Annotated in this window: 17 protein-coding genes and 1 pseudogene; 10 read left to right on the top strand and 8 right to left on the bottom strand. The window is 61.0% G+C overall.

Features of this window, described 5'->3' with window-relative positions; translation table 11 throughout:
• The first annotated feature begins 28 nt into the window (after positions 1–28).
• From gcl to PDR5_RS08075, 8 genes are all read left to right on the top strand, one after another.
• Positions 29–1,804, top strand: a complete 1,776-nt coding sequence (gcl, locus tag PDR5_RS08110; protein ID WP_064594456.1) for a glyoxylate carboligase — start codon at positions 29–31, stop codon at positions 1,802–1,804.
• 119 nt (positions 1,805–1,923) lie between these two features.
• The gene (gene hyi / locus PDR5_RS08105) at positions 1,924–2,706 is read left to right on the top strand and encodes a hydroxypyruvate isomerase (protein WP_064594453.1); all 783 of its coding nucleotides are present in this window, start codon (positions 1,924–1,926) and stop codon (positions 2,704–2,706) included.
• Between the two features lie 43 nt (positions 2,707–2,749).
• Positions 2,750–3,643 (top strand): 2-hydroxy-3-oxopropionate reductase, encoded by an 894-nt coding sequence (locus tag PDR5_RS08100; protein WP_064594449.1) that lies wholly within the window; start codon positions 2,750–2,752, stop codon positions 3,641–3,643.
• Positions 3,644–3,799: 156 nt separating this feature from the next.
• Entirely contained in the window at positions 3,800–5,074 is a 1,275-nt protein-coding gene (locus PDR5_RS08095) for a glycerate kinase type-2 family protein (RefSeq protein WP_064594446.1), read from the top strand.
• A complete protein-coding gene (gene pyk / locus PDR5_RS08090) occupies positions 5,071–6,486 on the top strand; it encodes a pyruvate kinase (protein ID WP_064594444.1) in 1,416 nt (471 codons plus the stop codon). The genes PDR5_RS08095 and pyk overlap by 4 nt, the downstream gene beginning before the upstream one ends.
• Before the next feature lie 145 nt (positions 6,487–6,631).
• The gene (locus PDR5_RS08085) at positions 6,632–7,546 is read left to right on the top strand and encodes an urea transporter (protein WP_064594441.1); all 915 of its coding nucleotides are present in this window, start codon (positions 6,632–6,634) and stop codon (positions 7,544–7,546) included.
• 21 nt (positions 7,547–7,567) lie between these two features.
• Positions 7,568–8,392, top strand: a complete 825-nt coding sequence (locus tag PDR5_RS08080; RefSeq protein ID WP_064594438.1) for an ion transporter — start codon at positions 7,568–7,570, stop codon at positions 8,390–8,392.
• Between the two features lie 105 nt (positions 8,393–8,497).
• Complete coding sequence (locus PDR5_RS08075; RefSeq protein WP_064594436.1) at positions 8,498–9,496, top strand: sulfate ABC transporter substrate-binding protein; 999 nt, start codon at positions 8,498–8,500, stop codon at positions 9,494–9,496.
• 55 nt (positions 9,497–9,551) lie between these two features.
• On the opposite strand, the gene PDR5_RS08070 is transcribed toward PDR5_RS08075, so the two are convergent.
• Positions 9,552–10,172, bottom strand: coding sequence for a DUF5666 domain-containing protein (locus tag PDR5_RS08070; protein WP_064594433.1), 621 nt, complete (start codon positions 10,170–10,172; stop codon positions 9,552–9,554).
• Positions 10,173–10,413: 241 nt separating this feature from the next.
• On the opposite strand from PDR5_RS08070, the gene PDR5_RS08065 reads away from it, so the two are divergent.
• Positions 10,414–11,601, top strand: coding sequence for an MFS transporter (locus tag PDR5_RS08065; protein WP_064594430.1), 1,188 nt, complete (start codon positions 10,414–10,416; stop codon positions 11,599–11,601).
• Between the two features lie 10 nt (positions 11,602–11,611).
• Positions 11,612–11,848, top strand: a pseudogene (locus PDR5_RS30030) (hypothetical protein); the annotation flags it as partial.
• Here the strand turns inward: PDR5_RS30030 and PDR5_RS08060 are convergent.
• The 7 genes from PDR5_RS08060 to PDR5_RS08030 form a co-directional block, all read right to left on the bottom strand.
• The gene (locus PDR5_RS08060) at positions 11,805–12,407 is read right to left on the bottom strand and encodes a hypothetical protein (protein ID WP_064594427.1); all 603 of its coding nucleotides are present in this window, start codon (positions 12,405–12,407) and stop codon (positions 11,805–11,807) included. The pseudogene PDR5_RS30030 and the gene PDR5_RS08060 overlap by 44 nt on opposite strands.
• Positions 12,404–13,702, bottom strand: coding sequence for an AAA family ATPase (locus tag PDR5_RS08055; protein WP_064600717.1), 1,299 nt, complete (start codon positions 13,700–13,702; stop codon positions 12,404–12,406). Before PDR5_RS08055 ends, PDR5_RS08060 begins: the two co-directional genes overlap by 4 nt.
• A 153-nt stretch (positions 13,703–13,855) precedes the next feature.
• Positions 13,856–14,260: a hypothetical protein gene (locus PDR5_RS08050; protein WP_064594424.1), complete on the bottom strand. Its 405-nt coding sequence runs from the start codon at positions 14,258–14,260 to the stop codon at positions 13,856–13,858.
• A 25-nt stretch (positions 14,261–14,285) separates the two neighbouring features.
• Positions 14,286–15,488, bottom strand: coding sequence for a c-type cytochrome biogenesis protein CcmI (ccmI, locus tag PDR5_RS08045; RefSeq protein ID WP_064594421.1), 1,203 nt, complete (start codon positions 15,486–15,488; stop codon positions 14,286–14,288).
• A complete protein-coding gene (locus PDR5_RS08040; RefSeq protein ID WP_011333089.1) occupies positions 15,485–15,955 on the bottom strand; it encodes a cytochrome c-type biogenesis protein in 471 nt (156 codons plus the stop codon). Before PDR5_RS08040 ends, ccmI begins: the two co-directional genes overlap by 4 nt.
• A complete protein-coding gene (locus PDR5_RS08035; protein WP_011333088.1) occupies positions 15,952–16,488 on the bottom strand; it encodes a DsbE family thiol:disulfide interchange protein in 537 nt (178 codons plus the stop codon). Before PDR5_RS08035 ends, PDR5_RS08040 begins: the two co-directional genes overlap by 4 nt.
• The gene (locus PDR5_RS08030; RefSeq protein ID WP_064594418.1) at positions 16,485–18,473 is read right to left on the bottom strand and encodes a heme lyase CcmF/NrfE family subunit; all 1,989 of its coding nucleotides are present in this window, start codon (positions 18,471–18,473) and stop codon (positions 16,485–16,487) included. Before PDR5_RS08030 ends, PDR5_RS08035 begins: the two co-directional genes overlap by 4 nt.

Genomic DNA, 18,473 nt, shown 5'->3' with positions numbered 1-18,473 from the left:
ATTACAAAACGTAAAGAGGCACAAAACCATGAGCAAAATGAGAGCAATCGAAGCCGCCGTTCTGGTGATGCGCCGTGAAGGGGTTGATACCGCTTTTGGCATTCCGGGCGCTGCAATCAACCCGCTGTACTCCGCCCTGCAGAAAGTCGGTGGCATCGATCACGTCCTCGCTCGCCACGTTGAAGGCGCCTCGCACATGGCCGAGGGCTACACCCGCACCAAGGCCGGCAACATCGGCGTGTGCATCGGTACTTCCGGCCCGGCCGGTACCGACATGGTCACCGGTCTGTACAGCGCCTCCGCGGACTCGATCCCGATCCTCTGCATCACCGGGCAGGCACCCCGCGCCCGTATGCACAAGGAAGACTTCCAGGCCGTCGACATCACCAGCATCGTCAAGCCGGTGACCAAGTGGGCGACCACCGTTCTGGAGCCGGGCCAGGTGCCTTACGCCTTCCAGAAAGCCTTCTACGAAATGCGTTCCGGCCGTCCGGGCCCGGTGCTGATCGACCTGCCGTTCGACGTGCAGATGGCTGAAATCGAATTCGACATCGACGCCTACCAGCCACTGCCGCTGGCCAAGCCAAGCGCCACCCGCGTGCAGGTTGAAAAAGCCCTGGCGATGCTGGATCAGGCCGAGCGTCCATTGCTGGTGGCCGGCGGCGGCATCATCAACGCCGACGCCAGCGAACTGCTGGTCGAGTTCGCCGAGCTGACCGGCATTCCGGTCATCCCGACCCTGATGGGCTGGGGCACCATTCCGGACGATCACCCGCTGATGGTGGGCATGGTCGGTCTGCAGACTTCGCACCGTTACGGCAACGCCACCCTGCTCAAGTCCGACGTGGTGCTGGGTGTCGGCAACCGCTGGGCGAACCGTCACACCGGCTCGGTCGACGTCTACACCGAAGGCCGCAAGTTCATTCACGTCGACATCGAACCGACCCAGATCGGCCGCGTGTTCACCCCGGACCTGGGCATCGTGTCCGACGCCGCTGCCGCGCTGACCGTGTTCATCGAAGTCGCCCGTGAATGGCAAGCCGCCGGCAAGCTTAAAAACCGCAGCGCATGGCTGCAGGACTGCCAGCAGCGCAAAGCCAGCCTGCATCGCAAGACCCACTTCGACAACGTGCCGGTCAAGCCGCAGCGCGTTTACGAAGAAATGAACCAGGTGTTCGGCAAGGACACCTGCTACGTCAGCACGATTGGTCTGTCGCAGATTGCCGGCGCGCAGTTCCTGCACGTCTACAAGCCGCGTCACTGGATCAACTGCGGCCAGGCCGGCCCGTTGGGCTGGACCATTCCGGCAGCGCTGGGCGTGGTGAAGGCCGATCCGAACCGTAAAGTCGTGGCCCTGTCGGGGGACTATGACTTCCAGTTCATGATCGAAGAACTGGCGGTCGGCGCTCAGTTCAAACTGCCGTACATCCACGTCGTGGTGAACAACTCGTACCTGGGGCTGATCCGTCAGGCCCAGCGCGGGTTCGATATGGACTACTGCGTGCAGCTGTCCTTCGATAACCTGAACGCGCCGGAACTCAACGGTTATGGTGTCGACCACGTCGCAGTCGCCGAAGGCCTGGGCTGCAAGGCACTGCGTGTGTTCGAACCGGCTGACATCGCCCCTGCCCTGCGCAAGGCCGAAGAGCTGATCGAAGAGTTCAAGGTGCCGGTGATCGTCGAGATCATTCTGGAGCGTGTGACCAACATCTCCATGGGGACCGAGATCAACGCCGTCAACGAATTCGAAGACCTGGCGCTGGTCGGCAACGATGCGCCTACCGCGATTTCGTTGCTCGACTGAACGTAACCGGCTCCCTCTCCCTCCGGGAGAGGGTGGCTACATGTCCCTCTCCCCCAGTAGAGGAGACTTGATCGCGTTCAGTCTGACCAACCGTGTCAAAACTGTTTTAGGAGACCACCATGCCGCGTTTCGCAGCCAACCTGTCCATGCTGTTCACCGAACAGGATTTCCTTGCCCGTTTCGACGCCGCCGCCAAGGCTGGCTTCAGCGGTGTCGAGTACCTGTTCCCGTACGATTTCAGCTCTGCCGAAATCAAGGCCAAACTCGACGCCAACGGTCTGACCCAAGTGCTGTTCAACCTGCCGGCCGGTGACTGGGCCAAGGGCGAGCGCGGTATCGCGTGCCTGCCGGACCGGGTCGAAGAGTTCCGCGCCGGGGTCGATCTGGCCATCGCTTACGCACAGGTTCTGGGCAACACCCAGGTCAACTGCCTGGCCGGCATCCGTCCGCAGGGCGTGGACGATGCCACCGTTGAAAAGACCTTCGTCGCCAATCTCAAGTACGCCGCCGACAAGCTGCAAGCCGTCGGCATCAAACTGGTGATGGAAGCGATCAACACCCGCGACATCCCGGGCTTCTACCTGAACAACACGGCGCAGACCCTGTCGATTCGCGAGCAGGTCGGCAGCGCCAACCTGTTCCTGCAATACGACATCTATCACATGCAAATCATGGAAGGCGATCTGGCCCGCACCCTGCAATCGCACCTGGCCGAGATCAACCATGTGCAGCTGGCCGACAACCCGGGCCGCAACGAGCCGGGCACCGGCGAGATCAACTACCGCTTCCTGTTCGAACACCTTGATCGCATCGGTTATCAGGGCTGGGTCGGCTGCGAGTACAAACCGCTGACCACCACGGAAGCGGGCCTCGGCTGGCTGAAGACCCACAACGCGATCTGACCCCCTATTTGCTTGAGCAAGACAAAAACAAGAGGATTTTCTCATGGCTAAAATCGGATTCATCGGCACCGGCATCATGGGCCACCCAATGGCGGCGAACCTGCAGAAAGCCGGTCACAGCCTGTTCCTGTCGGCGCACCACGACGCCGCCCCTGCCGACCTGGTCGCCGCTGGCGCCGTCGCCCTGGCCAACCCACGCGAAGTGGCTCAGGAAGCTGAATTCATCATCGTCATGGTGCCGGATACCCCCCAGGTCGACGACGTGCTGTTCCGCGCGGACGGCGTCGCTGCCGGCATCGGCAAAGGCAAAGTCGTGATCGACATGAGTTCGATCTCGCCGACCGCCACCAAGGCTTTCGCGGCAAAGATCAACGAGAAAGGCGCGCAATACCTCGACGCTCCGGTGTCCGGCGGTGAAGTCGGCGCCAAGGCTGCAACCCTGAGCATCATGGTCGGTGGCGACGCCGATGCCTTCGAACGCGCACTGCCGCTGTTCCAGGCCATGGGCAAGAACATCACCCTGGTCGGCGGCAATGGCGACGGTCAGACCGCCAAGGTGGCGAACCAGATCATCGTTGCCCTGAACATTCAGGCCGTGGCCGAAGCCCTGCTGTTCGCTTCGAAAAACGGTGCCGATCCGGCCAAGGTGCGTGAAGCGCTGATGGGCGGTTTCGCCTCCTCGAAGATCCTCGAAGTGCACGGCGAGCGCATGATCAAGGGCACCTTCGATCCGGGCTTCCGCATCAGCCTGCACCAGAAGGACCTGAACCTGGCCCTGCAAGGCGCCAAGGAGCTGAACATCAACCTGCCGAACACTGCCAACGCCCAGCAAGTGTTCAGCACCTGCGCGGCCATCGGTGGCAGCAACTGGGACCACTCGGCGCTGATCAAGGGCCTGGAACACATGGCCAACTTCTCGATTCGCGACAAGAAGTAAGCCCTGCCCCACTTTCCATGTGGGAGCGGGCTTGCTCGCGAAGAGGGCGTGTCAGTCGACATGGAGATTGACTGACCCACCGCATTCGCGAGCAAGCCCGCTCCCACAATGGATCTGAGTTGCCCTTTCGAATAACAAGAATTCCGGGAGCCCGCCATGTCGGTCGATCCGCAACAACTGCTGCGCGAGCTGTTTGCCACAGCCATCGACGCGGCCCATCCGAACCAGGTCCTCGAAGCGCATCTGCCGGCCGATCGCACAGGTCGCGTGATCGTCATCGGCGCCGGCAAGGCTGCCGCTGCCATGGCGCAAGTGGTCGAGCGCTGCTGGGAAGGTGAAGTCTCGGGCCTTGTGGTGACCCGCTACGGTCACGGCGCCCCGTGCGAAAAAATCGAAGTGGTCGAAGCCGCGCACCCCGTGCCGGACGCTGCCGGTCTGGCCGTGGCCAAACGCGTGCTGGAACTGGTCAGCAACCTGACTGAAGACGACCGCGTGATCTTCCTGTTGTCCGGCGGCGGCTCAGCCCTGCTGGCGCTGCCGGCCGAAGGCATCACCCTGGCCGACAAACAATCGATCAACAAAGCCCTGCTCAAATCCGGCGCGACCATCGGCGAGATGAACTGCGTGCGCAAGCACCTCTCGGCGATCAAGGGCGGACGCCTGGGCAAAGCCTGCTGGCCAGCGACTGTTTATACCTACGCGATTTCCGATGTGCCGGGCGATCTCGCCACGGTCATCGCCTCCGGCCCGACCGTGGCCGACCCGAGCACCAGCGCCGAAGCGCTGGCCATCATCAAGCGCTACGGCATCGAGATTCCGGCGTCCGTGCGCAGCTGGCTGCAAAGCCCGGAATCGGAAACCGTCAAACCCGGCGATCCGAGCCTGGCCCGCAGTCACTTCCAGCTGATCGCCCGCCCTCAGCAATCGCTGGATGCGGCGGCAGTGAAATGCCGTCAGGCCGGTTTCAGCACGCTGATCCTCGGCGACCTGGAAGGCGAATCCCGTGAAGTGGCGAAAGTCCACGCCGGCATCGCGCGCCAGATCATCCATCACGGCCAGCCACTGGCAGCGCCGTGCGTGATTCTCTCCGGCGGCGAAACCACTGTGACCGTGCGCGGCAATGGCCGGGGCGGACGCAACGCCGAATTTCTCCTCAGCCTCACCGACAGCCTCAAGGGCCAGCCCGGCGTCTATGCCCTAGCCGGCGACACCGACGGCATCGACGGCTCGGAAGATAACGCCGGCGCGATCATGACCCCGGACAGCTATGCCCGTGCCGCCGCCCTGGGCCTGAGCGCCAGCGACGAGCTGGATAACAACAACGGTTACGGCTACTTCGCGGCGCTCGATGCGCTGATCGTCACCGAACCGACCCGCACCAACGTCAACGACTTCCGCGCCATCCTGATCCTCGAGAGCTCTAAATCATGACGCCTGATAAAAAGGTCAAAATCCTCGCCACCCTCGGGCCTGCCGTCGACGGCATCGAAGACATCCGCGAGCTGGTCGAGGCCGGGGTCAATATCTTCCGCCTCAACTTCAGCCACGGTGATCACGCCGACCACGCCAAGCGCTATCAGTGGATCCGCGAAGTCGAGCGCCAGCTCAACTACCCGCTCGGGATCCTGATGGACCTGCAAGGGCCGAAACTGCGGGTCGGCAAGTTCGCTGACGACAAGGTTCAGTTGCATCGCGGTCAGGCCTTCCGCCTCGATCTGGACGCAACACCGGGCGACGAACGCCGGGTGAACCTGCCGCACCCGGAGATCATCGCGGCGCTGGAAGCCGGGATGGATCTGCTGCTGGATGACGGCAAACTGCGTCTGCGGGTCGTCACCAAATACTCCGACGCGATCGACACCACCGTGATCAATGGCGGCGAACTGTCGGATCGCAAAGGCGTGAACGTCCCGCAAGCGGTGCTCGACCTGAGCCCGCTGACCACCAAGGATCGTCGCGACCTGAGCTTCGGTCTGGAGCTGGGGGTGGACTGGGTGGCGCTGTCGTTCGTGCAGCGTCCGCAAGACATCATTGAGGCCCGCGCGCTGATCGGCGACAAGGCGTTCCTGATGGCGAAAATCGAGAAGCCGTCGGCCGTCGAGCAACTGCGCGAGATCGCCGAACTGAGCGACGCGATCATGGTGGCTCGCGGTGACCTGGGCGTGGAAGTGCCGGCCGAAAGCGTGCCGCAGATCCAGAAAAACATCATCACCACCTGCCGCCAGCTCGGCAAACCGGTGGTGGTGGCGACGCAGATGCTCGAGTCGATGCGCTTCTCCCCGGCGCCGACCCGCGCCGAAGTCACCGACGTCGCCAACGCCGTGGCCGAAGGCGCCGATGCGGTGATGCTGTCGGCGGAAACCGCGTCCGGCGAGTACCCGCTGGAAGCCGTGCAGATGATGAGCAAGATCATCCGCCAGGTGGAGAACGGTCCGGACTACCAGACCCAACTCGACGTCAGCCGGCCGAAAGCCGAGGCGACGGTGTCCGATGCAATCAGCTGCGCGATCCGCCGGATCAGCAACGTGCTGCCGGTGGCGGTGCTGGTCAACTACAGCGAGTCCGGAACATCGAGCCTGCGTGCAGCGCGGGAACGGCCGAAAGCGCCGATCCTCAACCTGACGCCGAACCTGCAGACCGCCCGCCGCCTCAGCGTGGCGTGGGGCATTCATTCGGTGGTCAATGATCGCCTGCGTCAGGTCGACGAGGTGTGCTCGACCGCGTTGGAAATCGCTCAGGCGCAAGGAATGGCCGAGCGTGGCGATACGTTGCTGATCACCGCGGGTGTGCCGTTCGGGCAGCCGGGGTCGACTAATTCGCTGCGGATCGAAACATTGATTTAAGCAACACCTGTGTGACGAGGGAGCGTGCTCCCGACGCCCGGCATGACGGTTTCCACAAGAGACACCGCATTCACCGGGCATGAGCTCCCTCGCCACAGCTTCAAGCAAGACCCTTTGATTTTCCTACTGCCCAGATTCTCCAGACATGCCTGCCAATCATTTCAACACCCACTGCCCTGACTGGGCCGAGGCTTTGCTCAACGGCTTCAGTCAAATCTTCCTTCAGCGTCATCCGCTGTGTGGCCTCCTGTGCCTATTGGCCATTTTATTCACCGCGCCGGTGCTGTTCGCCGGTGCGCTGCTCGGCGCGGTCGCCGGTTTGCTCACCGCGCAACGGCGCAACTACGCCAAGGCGGATCGTCAGGCCGGACTGTTCAGCTACAACGGCGTGCTGGTCGGCCTGTTGCTGAGCCTGTATTTCCCCTGGTCGCCGATGCTGCCACCGCTGATTCTGGCGGCCGGCGGACTGAGCGCGATGATCACGCAGCAGTGGCTCAAACGCGCACGCCTCACCGAATACCTGCCCGCCTACACCGCGCCGTTCGTGTTGCTGAGTTGGATGTTCCTGTGTTTCGCCGAGCCTTTGTCCGCCGCACCGGCGCTTGAACTGAACACCGTGAACCTGCTCGGTGCCGCCCTGAAAGGCTTCGGTCAGGTGATGTTCCTCGACCATCCGTTGGCCGGTGGTTTGATCGCCGCCGGTTTGCTGATCGCCGATCGCCGGGCCTTTGCCTGGGCGCTGCTGGCTTCGGTCATCGGTCTGGGCTCCAGCCTGTTGCACCACGACAGCCAAATCGCGTTGCTGGGTCTGGGCGGCTACAACGCAGTCCTCGCCGCCCTCGCCTTCAGCACCCAGCGCCAGCAACCGTGGCTGCCGCTGTTCGGCATCGGCCTGGCACTGCTGTTGACGCCGCTGTTCAGTGCCCTGGGTCTGGCAACCCTCACGGCACCGTTCATTCTCGCCTGCTGGCTGCTGCGCACCGGCATTCGCCTGATGCAACAACCGCAGATCAGCGGCGCGCCTTGCGCTCACGGGGAGAATCAACCTAGGCTGCGCTGATCTTTGATTCAGGCGTGATCCATGGACAGTAACCAGCACTGGCGTGAACAGCTTTACGTCATGATTTTCCAGAGCGACACCCCCGCCGGGCGACGTTTCGACGGCATTCTGCTGCTGATCATTCTGGCCAGCCTGGTGATCGTGATGCTCGACAGCATCGACAGCGTTCACCGCAATTACGCCGATGTGCTGGCGTATATCGAGTGGGGGTTCACCATCATCTTTGCCGGCGAGTACATTCTGCGTCTGTACTGCTCGCCCAAACCGTTGCGCTATGCCTTCAGTTTTTACGGATTGGTGGATCTGCTGGCGATCGTGCCGGGCATCCTCGCGCTGTACTACAGCGATGCGCAGTACTTGCTGATTATCCGGATCATCCGGATGCTGCGAATTTTCCGCGTCCTCAAACTCAGTCCGTACCTCAAACAAGCCAACTACCTGATGTCGGCGCTGCGTGGCAGCAAGCAGAAGATCGTGGTGTTTCTGGTGAGCGTCTGCACACTCGTAACCGTGTTCGGCACGTTGATGTACGTAATCGAAGGCCCGGAACACGGATTCACCAGCATTCCCAAGGGGATCTATTGGGCTATCGTGACCCTGACCACCGTCGGCTTCGGCGACATCGTGCCGAAGACTCCGTTGGGCCAGGTGATTTCGTCGCTGGTGATGATCACTGGTTACTCGATCATCGCGGTACCCACCGGGATCTTCACCGCCGAACTGGCCAACGCGATGCGTGGTGAACAGTTGCAACACGACTGCCCGGTTTGCCAGAAAAAGAGCCATGAAAGCAGCGCCGCCTTCTGTTCGCGATGCGGCAATCCGTTATTCAAGAAAATGGAATAAGCAAAGTTCTTTTTAATCTTTAAGCGACTATGCGCGCCCCGCTATAGTCGCTGGCAAATGGCCTTATCTTTGTCAAAAACACCCCCACAGAACAAGGAATGCGCAGTGAAAAAACTCTTTGGCGCCTCACTTCTCGCCGCAGGTCTTGCCTTCGGCAGCGTGGCTCAGGCCGCACCGACCCTGCTCAACGTGTCCTACGACGTGATGCGCGATTTCTACAAGGACTACAACGCTGCGTTCCAGAAACACTGGCAAGCCGAGCACAAGGAAGACATCACCGTGCAGATGTCTTTCGGCGGTTCGAGCAAGCAAGCCCGTTCGGTGATCGACGGCCTGCCGGCTGACGTCATCACCATGAACATGGCCACCGACATCAACGCCCTGGCCGACAACGGCCAATTGGTGCCGAAGGACTGGGTCACCCGTCTGCCGAACAATAGCGCGCCGTTCACCTCGGCCACGGTGTTTATCGTGCGCAAGGGCAACCCGAAAGCCCTGAAAGACTGGCCGGACCTGCTCAAGGACGGCGTGCAAGTGATCGTGCCGAACCCGAAAACCTCGGGTAACGGCCGCTACACCTACCTGTCGGCCTGGGGCTACGTGCTGAAAAACGGCGGTGACGAGAACAAGGCCAAGGACTTCGTCGGCAAGCTGTTCAAGCAGGCGCCGGTGCTGGACACCGGTGGCCGCGCCGCCACCACCACGTTCATGACCAACCAGATCGGCGACGTGCTGGTGACCTTCGAGAACGAAGCCGAAATGATCGCCCGCGAGTTCGGCCGCGACCAGTTCGAAGTCATCTACCCAAGCGTTTCCGCTGAAGCCGAGCCGCCGGTGTCGGTGGTCGACAAAGTGGTCGAGAAGAAAGGCTCCCGCGCCGCTGCCGAGGAATACCTGAAGTTCCTGTGGTCGCCAGAGGGTCAGGAAATCGCCGCCGCCAACTACCTGCGTCCACGTGACCCGGCGGTACTGGCCAAGTACACCGATCGCTTCCCGAAAGTCGACTTCCTGTCGGTCGAGAAGACCTTCGGCGACTGGCGCACCGTGCAGAAGACCCACTTCAACGATGGCGGAGTCTTCGACCAGATCTACAACGGCCAATAAGGCTTGAGCTGACATGAAAAAGGCGACCTGCAGAGGTCGCCTTTTTTGTGGGCGTTTACATCGGCGGCTTGACGCCATCCTTGCCCGCCGAGATCGATTGCGCGGTCAGCGTGCCGTCCGCGCTCTGGGTCACGAAGGTGACGATCTTCACCCCGACCTTGAGCAGGCTGCGATCACCCGGCGTCAGGTTGACGATCGGCACGTCCTCCGGCACCAGAATCTTCTGCTGGCCGCCCTTGTAGTTGACGGTCAGCACCCGGCCGTTGCTCACCACCAGATCGCCGACGCTGCCATTGGTCATGCTGCTGCCCTTGGCCAGGTCGAACGGCCGATGACCATCGCCGCTGCCGGCCAGCTCCGGCGGGAACACGTGAACCTCCAGCGCCTTGAGCGTGCCATCCTCCTGGGGAATGGCGGCCGAGCCGATGTAGCTGCCGGGCTTGATGTCTTCGATATTGGCCAAGGTGACCGCGCGGACCTTGGTGTCCGGGGTCAATTGGATCACGACGTTTTCACCGCTGTTGAGGTGAACCTTGAGCGAGTCGGCACTGACCCCGGTGATCTCGCCGCGCACGCCCATGCGCATGCCGGGCGCTTCGGCGGCCTGCACGGCCGTGGCGCCGAGCAGACTGATCAGGACAATCGTTGTGGTGTGGCGAAGCAACTGACGAAACATCGCAATCCTCCGTTGATGAATGCTGAAACCCGGTCACAACATAAGCACGCTATCGAACAAGATGTAAGTGAATGTATCATCGACGCTCAACGGTCGGACGCAAGGTTCGCCGATGAACAATGGATTGTTCGGCGCCACCTGTTCCGCAACGGAATAACTGATATCGATCAGAAGCCTCTACTGCCGGCTCGGCCCGTCCCTTAGCCTCACCGCATTCCTTTTCGCTGGATCGAGAAACCCTATGACCGCCACAACTCACGCAATGACCCGAGGCATGGTGCTGCTGTTCGCTTTCTGCTGCGGCGCCATCGTTGCCAACATCTACTACGCCCAGCCGATCATCGGCCTGATCGCGCCGGACATCGGCCTGAGCGACACCATGGCCAGTTTCATCGTGTCACTGACCCAGATCGGCTATGCGCTGGGCCTGTTCTTCCTGGTGCCACTGGCGGATCTGCTAGAAAACCGCCGGTTGATGATCACCACCACCGTGGTGGCGATCGCCAGCCTGCTCGGCGCGGCGTTTACCGATCAGCCGAATGTATTCCTGCTGATTTCGTTGCTGGTGGGTTTCAGCTCGGTATCGGTGCAGGTGCTGATTCCATTGGCGGCGCACCTGGCGCCCGAGGAATCCCGGGGCCGGGTGGTCGGCGGGATCATGGGCGGTTTGCTGCTGGGAATTCTGCTGGCGCGTCCGGTGTCGAGCGTGGTCGCCGACCACCTCGGCTGGCGGGCGATGTTCATGATCGCCGCAGCCTTGATGGCGGCGATCAGCGTGGTGCTGGCGTTGACCGTTCCCAAGCGCCAGCCGGATCACAGCGCCTCCTACGGCCAGTTGCTGGGTTCGTTGTGGACGCTGCTGCGCAAACAACCGGTGCTGCGTCAGCGGGCGTTTTACCAGGCCTGCATGTTCGCCACGTTCAGCCTGTTCTGGACCGCCGTGCCGCTGGAACTGGCGCGCAACCATGGCCTGTCCCAGAGTGAAATTGCGATCTTCGCCCTGGTCGGCGCAATCGGTGCCATCGCCGCGCCGATCAGCGGACGCCTGGCCGATGCCGGCCACACCCGCATCGCCTCGCTGCTGGCCATGCTGTTCGCCAGCCTGAGCTTCCTGCCGGCCTTCATCCACCCGGCCTACAGCGTGATCGGCCTGGCCGTGACCGGTGTGGTGCTCGACTTCTGCGTACAGATGAACATGGTGCTGGGCCAGCGCGCGGTCTACTCCCTTGACGCCAAAAGCCGCGGCCGCCTGAACGCGCTGTACATGACCAGCATCTTCGTCGGCGGCGCCTTCGGCTCGTCGGTGGCGAGTGCGGTGTACGAGCATGGCGGCTGGTTGTGGATCGTGATCGTTGGCAGCGCGTTCCCGCTGCTGGCGCTGGTGCGGTTTTTGAGTGCTGCGCAGAAGCCGACGCTGGTGACTGCATAAGATCCGAGGCCAGGGCCTGGCACTGGGCTCGGAATGGTTGTTCGCGCCGAAACTGGTCAGCGCTACGGTCAAGACCGTCATGAACGACTGGGTGTTGCCGAATCAGGAATTATGGGCGGTGTTTCCCACGGGCAGAATGGCGAGCACCAAGGCGCGGGCGTTTGTTGAGTATGTGAAATTAATAGTGGGCGATGAGCCCGCGATTACGTCAACAGCAATCCCTGCCGATAAGCCTCTAACCAGATAAATGGGTACTTGCTTCTAAAATAATCATTATCAAGTTTGTACTTAACATACTCTTGGTAACACCTGGCTCTGGTGTCTCGGCAAAGAGCGTCATCCAGGCTCAGCGTCTCTATGGTCAGCTCAACTAGCCGCATTGCGTGTGGCGAGAGACTCGGGTTCGGATAGATATGCCCGGTACTCAGTTGAAGACGGAACAAGTCAGGGGCCAGATAAAAAGGATCAAGTACCGTATTGTATTCGCGCTTTCGACTATTCAGCGTTGAACATGCCAGACGATAGTTACTCCACTCGTAAATATCCTTCGCGCTGACAGACTTGGCAATGAAGTAATCGACGCTGGAACCCGCAACGCGCTCAAAGAACATTCCAAGGTAAGCACAGATACCTCCATAGGCTACATGAAGGTCCGTCAAGCTTTCCCGCCATAGTGGTGTGACCTCGGTTCCTGAAGGGAGTGCCTTATTGAGAGCAATGCCTTTTGCCTTCAGATGAGCAATACCCTTTACCCGCACTTTCTTATCGAAATCACTCGGTTCAGGCTGAGGCTTGACATAAATCATTTAAGCCATCCCTGTTTTTCCCCCACATATCTCCATCGAATCCAGAAAGGATCAGTATCTCCCAACAATTTCCGCAATCTGGCATCCAGAGACAATGCGAGCTTTTCGTCAATTACTTCCTGGGAGAGTATTCGCGATGCCTCCTCCAGCGTCTTTTCCGCCTCGATTGACCTGGCACTTCCCAAATCAAAGGCATCGCTCATCAACCAACGTGATACCTCACCCAAGCGAACAAACTCACGCTGCCTGAAATGGACTTCGGTCTCGCCAGATTTGCTGTTCGTTTCCAGATCCAGATCAAACCATGCGTCTTGGGACTTATCAAAGCGAGGCTCTACAGAAGCCATCACCAACGGTGAATGAGTCACCAGCAAAATCTGAACCTGCGCCGTCGGCGACAGAGCGGTTACAACATCAAGTAACGCGCCGACAACTGAGCGCTGCCAGCGTGGGTGCAGATGAGACTCCACTTCATCGATCAGAAAAGTCAGTCTAGGGGTCGTGTCCTGTCCAAGTAGTGCCGATGCCTTGACGTGCTCCTGCCAGCTCCAGACCAGCAAATAGGCAATTGCCAGTACTCGCTTCATACCTGAAGACGCGTGTACGACCGGGACGTCCTGGCCGTAAGGCATTCTCAAAGTTGGAATGTCCCTTGGGTCATCTAGGCTTATTCTCGTAAGTGGCCCAAGCTCCAGGCTTTCACCTTCTTCAGGCGACAGCTTGGCAAGCGCTGCACACAAGTGCTCATAAGACTCGCCTTTCTCCTTGTACCAGCTTGCCCAATCTGCGATCAAACCATTGCACAACAGACCACGCTCGCTATCGACCAAACCGTCCCAGATTTCACGAGCGCTGAAAACATAGCCTGGCACTCGATCCTGTACATCGAGATTGCCTTTTTTCAACCAATAGTTTCTGGCTGGATCCCATGCGGCAAAACTACCATCGGCCATGGCATACAGCACCAGACCCGGGTTGATCGGACGTCCCGCCTTGCCCGTCCAGGCTTGATCCAATGGCGAAAAAGTTGTTGCGTAAGAAACGTCTTTTGTTTTCGCTGAAACGGAGAATTCAATGCTGGCCTTGGCGGGATCGGTAGGTCGAACCATGCCCGCTCCCGTTAAGGCACGGTTTAAATCTCCTGGCCATTTTCGCGTCAACGCCCACCACGCGATATCAAGCAGAAAACTTTTCCCGAGACCGTTATCACCAGTGATCAAATTCAACCGGCTGGAGAACTGCACATCCAGTTGTGGAAGCGGCCCTACATGGCTCAGTTTCAAACTCTTTAACACAATCCCTTCCCCACATTTCATCCCGTCGATTCAACGCACAGGATAATAGACTTACATCGCGCCACTGTTGCAGCGCTTTACGCAAAACTCAAGCGGCGCTGTCGTGTTTCGAGCAAGAGAAGCGCCGGAAGAACTTTACGATCCAGTCAGAGGTTACTGAAATTGTTTGCCCAGTCCCGCCGGTACGCCGTGGATGTTGGTTTCTTCCCACGGGCCGTTGGGGCTGATCGAGCGGCTCCAGCCGTTGTTCCAGCGGTAGTAGGTGCGCTGACGGTAGAAGGTGTTGGTCTGGTCGTCGAGTACGTATACGCCCAGTTTCTGGTCCCAGTGGCTGTTGCCGCCCGGTGGCGGGGCGAAGCTGGCGGAGGTGCGCGGGACGGGTTTGGCGGGTTTGGCCGGGATGCCCGGCTTGCTCGGCGTCGGGCTGGTCGACGGGGTCGGGCTGGGTTGTGACGGCGGGATCGGCGGCAGCCTGGTGGTCGGCTCCGGTCGTTGCACCGCACATGCGCTCAAGCCCAGGGCCAGTGTGAGGACTGTGATTCGGGCGATGGCGTTCATGGCGGTGCTTTCCTGTGGGTTCCGGCTATTTGTCCGGGCTGTCGATGGTCAGTGTCTGCGGCGCGGTGGTGCTGCTGGCCAGAGGCCCGCTGCGACCGACCCACTCACCGGCGGTCGGCTGACCGGCACGGGAGATGCGCGCAACCAGTTGGACTTCGGGGAAGTTCGACAGTTTCAATTGCGGCATCATCGCGTCGGCATCGCCCAGTTCCACGGTCACCGGCAAGTCGGCGACGGTCAGGCGCTTGGCTGCCAGCGGTGCTGGAGGGCCGGAAACCGCACGGGCAAAAATGAACACGCTGTCGCCCGGTTGCACCTTGGCTTTGAGCTCGCTGGCCAGATCCACACGCACTTTCAACAGCGCCGCCGCTTTTGCCGCCGGTGCCTGGGCGACCTTGCCGCCGCTGGCCTGCAGTTTCTCGGTGGCGCGGGTGATGCCGCCCTGCAGGGCCTCGCGGGATTTGTCCTGTGGCGGCAGTTGCGCCAGCAGACGGTTCCAGTAGTCGATGGCTTCCTGATAACGCTCGCCTTCGAACGCGGCGATGCCCAACAGGCCGAGACTGGTGACTTCTTTCGGATCGGCTTTCAGCGCTTCATCGGTCAGGGCCTGTACCTTATCCGACCATTTCTTGTTGTCGGCGAAGTATTGGGCCTGCGCCCACTGGCCGAGCAGTTCCGGCTGACGACCGGCAAGATTGACCGCGCGTTCGAACATCTTCGCCGCGTCCGCCGGGCGATCCTGGGCCATGTAGGTACGACCGAGGAAATACACGCCTTCAGCCGAATCCGGCTGCGCAGCGACTGCGCGCTCCAGACGCTGAGTCATCTCTTCCATCGACTGCGGCGCCTGGGCGAATTCCCGGGTCAGTTCGACCTTGTCGCTCGCCCCAAAGTGCAGGTACAGGCCGAGGCCCAACACCGGCACCAGTACGGCTGCCAGCAATGGAAGTGGTTTACCCAAACGCGAAACCCGCGCCGGCGCCACACCTTCGGTGTCGGCCAGCAGTTCCCGGGCCGCTTCGGCACGGCCGCTGTCCATTTGCGCGGCGTCGAGCACGCCTTCGGCCTGCTGCGATTGCAGCTCGGCGACGCGCTCCTGATACAGCGCGACATTGAGAGCGGTTCGATCCTCTTCACGCTGGGCGCGACGTTCGCGCAGGACGGGGATCAGCAGAAAACTCAGGGCGACCAGAAGCAACAGCCCTGCGGCAAGCCAGAAATCAATCATTCTTGGTTTTTATCCAACAGTTGGTCGAGGCGCTGACGCTCTTCAGGGGACAGCGATTGCGGCGTCTCGGCGCGTTGCCCGCGACGGCGGCGGACGATCACGGCAATCACCACGAACCCACCCAGCAACAGGCCGGCCGGGCCGAACCAGAGCAAAGCGGTCTTGGCATTGAGCGCCGGTTTGTAGCGGACGAAATCACCGTAGCGGTCGACCATGAAGTCGATGATCTGCTGATTGTCCTTGCCTTCGCCGAGCATGCGGAAAATCTCTTTGCGCAGGTCAGCGGCAATCGGCGCGTTGGAATCGGCGATGTCCTGGTTCTGGCACTTGGGGCAGCGCAGTTCCTTGGTCAGTTCGCGGAAACGCTCGCGATCGCCTTCTTTGGCAAACTCGTAAGTGTCGATGGCCGCGTGGGCGACACCGGCCAGGCTCAAGCCCAGCACCATGGCAGCTAAGAAGCGCTTCATGGCTTGGCCTCGTCGACCAGCGCCTGATACTTGGCTGCCAGTTTTTCCCGCCAGACCTGCTCGTCGATCACCCCGACGTACTTGTCGCGGATGATGCCCTTGGCGTCGATGAAGAAGGTTTCCGGCGCGCCGTACACCCCGAGGTTCAGACCGAGGGAGCCTTCGTCGTCGCGGATGTCGAGTTGATACGGATTGTGGAACTCGGCCAGCCACTTCAACGCATCGGCATTGGTGTCCTTGTAGTTGATGCCGTAGATCACCACGCCGCGCTCGGCGAGCTTGTTCAGCACCGGATGCTCGACCCGGCAGGAAATGCACCAAGTGCCCCAGACGTTGACCAGTGCCGGTTTGCCGAGGATGTCAGCCTTGGTCAGAGTCTTGTCGCCCTGCACTGCCGGCAGGGAAAACTCCGGGAACGGTTTGCCGATCATCGCCGACGGCAGCTCCGCCGGATCCAGGTACAGACCGCGATAAAGGAATACGGCCACCAGCAGGAAAATCGCCAATGGCACCAGCATCAACCAACGTCTCATGCAGCGGCTCCTTCCATGCCCAGCGCTTCACGCACGCGGGCTTTGACCTTCACTCGATAACGCCGATCCAGCGCCGCCAGCAGACCACCGAAACCGGTCAGCAGACCGCCGAACCAGATCCAGCGCACGAACGGTTTGACATGCACCCGCACCGCCCAGGCGCCATCGCCCAGCGGTTCGCCCAGTGCGACGTAGAGGTCGCGGGTGAAACCGGCGTCGATCCCGGCCTCGGTCATCACCGAGTTCTGCACGGTGTACAGGCGTTTTTCCGGGTGCAGCACGCTGATTTCCTGACCGTTGCGGATCACCCGGACGGTGCCCTTGTCGGAGGTGAAGTTCGGGCCTTCGAAATGTTTGGCGCCTTCGAACACGAACTGATAACCGGCCAGGTCCATTGATTCGCCCGGTGCCAGACGCAGGTCGCGCTCGGCACTGTTCTGGCTCGACAACACCACGCCCAGCGCGCAGACGGCGATGCCCAGATGCGCGATCTGCATGCCCCAGTAGCTGCGGGTCAGGGTCGGCAGGCCTTTGATCAGGCCTTTGTGACGAGTCTTGTCGAAGATATCGCGCACACCGGCCAGCAACACCCAGGCCGCGAGCAGGAACGTCGCGATGACGGCCCAATTGAAATCGCCGTAGGCGACACCGGCCACCACCGCCAGCGCAACACTGCCCAGCAGCACCGGCGTCAGCATGCTGACCAGCCATTTCACCGGGGTGTCTTTCCAGCGCACGATCACACCGACCGCCATCACCAGCATCAACAGCGCCATCAACGGAATGAACAGCGCGTTGAAGTACGGCGGGCCGACCGACAGCTTGGCGCCGCTGATCGCATCAAGAATCAGCGGATACAGCGTGCCGAGCAGGATCATCGACGCCGCCACCACCAACACCAGGTTGTTACCCAGCAACAAGGTTTCCCGCGACCACAGGTTGAAGCCGACCTGACTCTTGACCACTGGCGCACGCAGCGCGAACAGGGTCAGCGAACCGCCGACCACAAACAGCAGGAAGATCAGGATGAACACGCCGCGCTCAGGATCCGAAGCAAACGCGTGTACCGAGGTCAGCACGCCGGAACGCACAAGGAAAGTACCGAGCAGGCTCAGGGAGAACGCGGCAATCGCCAGCAACACCGTCCAGCTCTTGAACACGCCACGTTTCTCGGTGACCGCCAGCGAGTGAATCAGCGCCGTGCCCACCAGCCATGGCATGAACGAGGCGTTTTCCACCGGGTCCCAGAACCACCAGCCACCCCAGCCAAGTTCGTAGTAAGCCCACCACGAACCGAGGGTGATGCCGATGCCGAGGAAGGCCCAGGCAACGATGGTCCATGGACGCGACCAGCGTGCCCACGCCGCATCGAGACGACCGCCGAGCAACGCGGCGATGGCGAAAGCAAACGCCACCGAGAAACCGACGTAACCCATGTAGAGCATCGGCGGATGCACGATCAAACCGATGTCCTGCAGCAATGGATTGAGGTCACGACCGTCGGCCGGGATCTGCGGCAGGATCCGCGAAAACGGGTTGGAAGTCAGGATCAGGAACAGCAGGAAACCGGTGCTGATCATGCCCATCACCGCCAGCACCCGGGCGAGCATGACTTGCGGCAACTGCCGAGAGAACACCGACACCGCGAAGGTCCAGCCGCCGAGGATCAACGCCCACAACAGCAGCGACCCTTCGTGGGCGCCCCACACCGCGCTGAACTTGTAATACCACGGCAGCGCGCTGTTGGAGTTCATCGCGACATAAGCCACGGAGAAATCGTCGGTCATGAAGGCATAGGTCAGACAACCGAAGGCGAACAGCAAAAACGCGAACTGCCCCCACGCCGCCGGTTGGGCGAGGCCCATCCACAGACGATCACCGCGCCAGGCACCGAGCAACGGCACCACGGCCTGCACCAGCGCGAAACACAGCGCCAGAATCATGGCCAGATGGCCGAGCTCGGGAATGAATATGCTGGATGTCAT

This window comes from Pseudomonas sp. DR 5-09 (genome assembly GCF_001655595.1).
GTDB lineage: Bacteria > Pseudomonadota > Gammaproteobacteria > Pseudomonadales > Pseudomonadaceae > Aquipseudomonas > Aquipseudomonas pharyngis.
The sequence above is the reverse complement of the archived record's forward strand: the minus strand, read 5'-3'. Positions and strand labels throughout refer to the sequence as shown.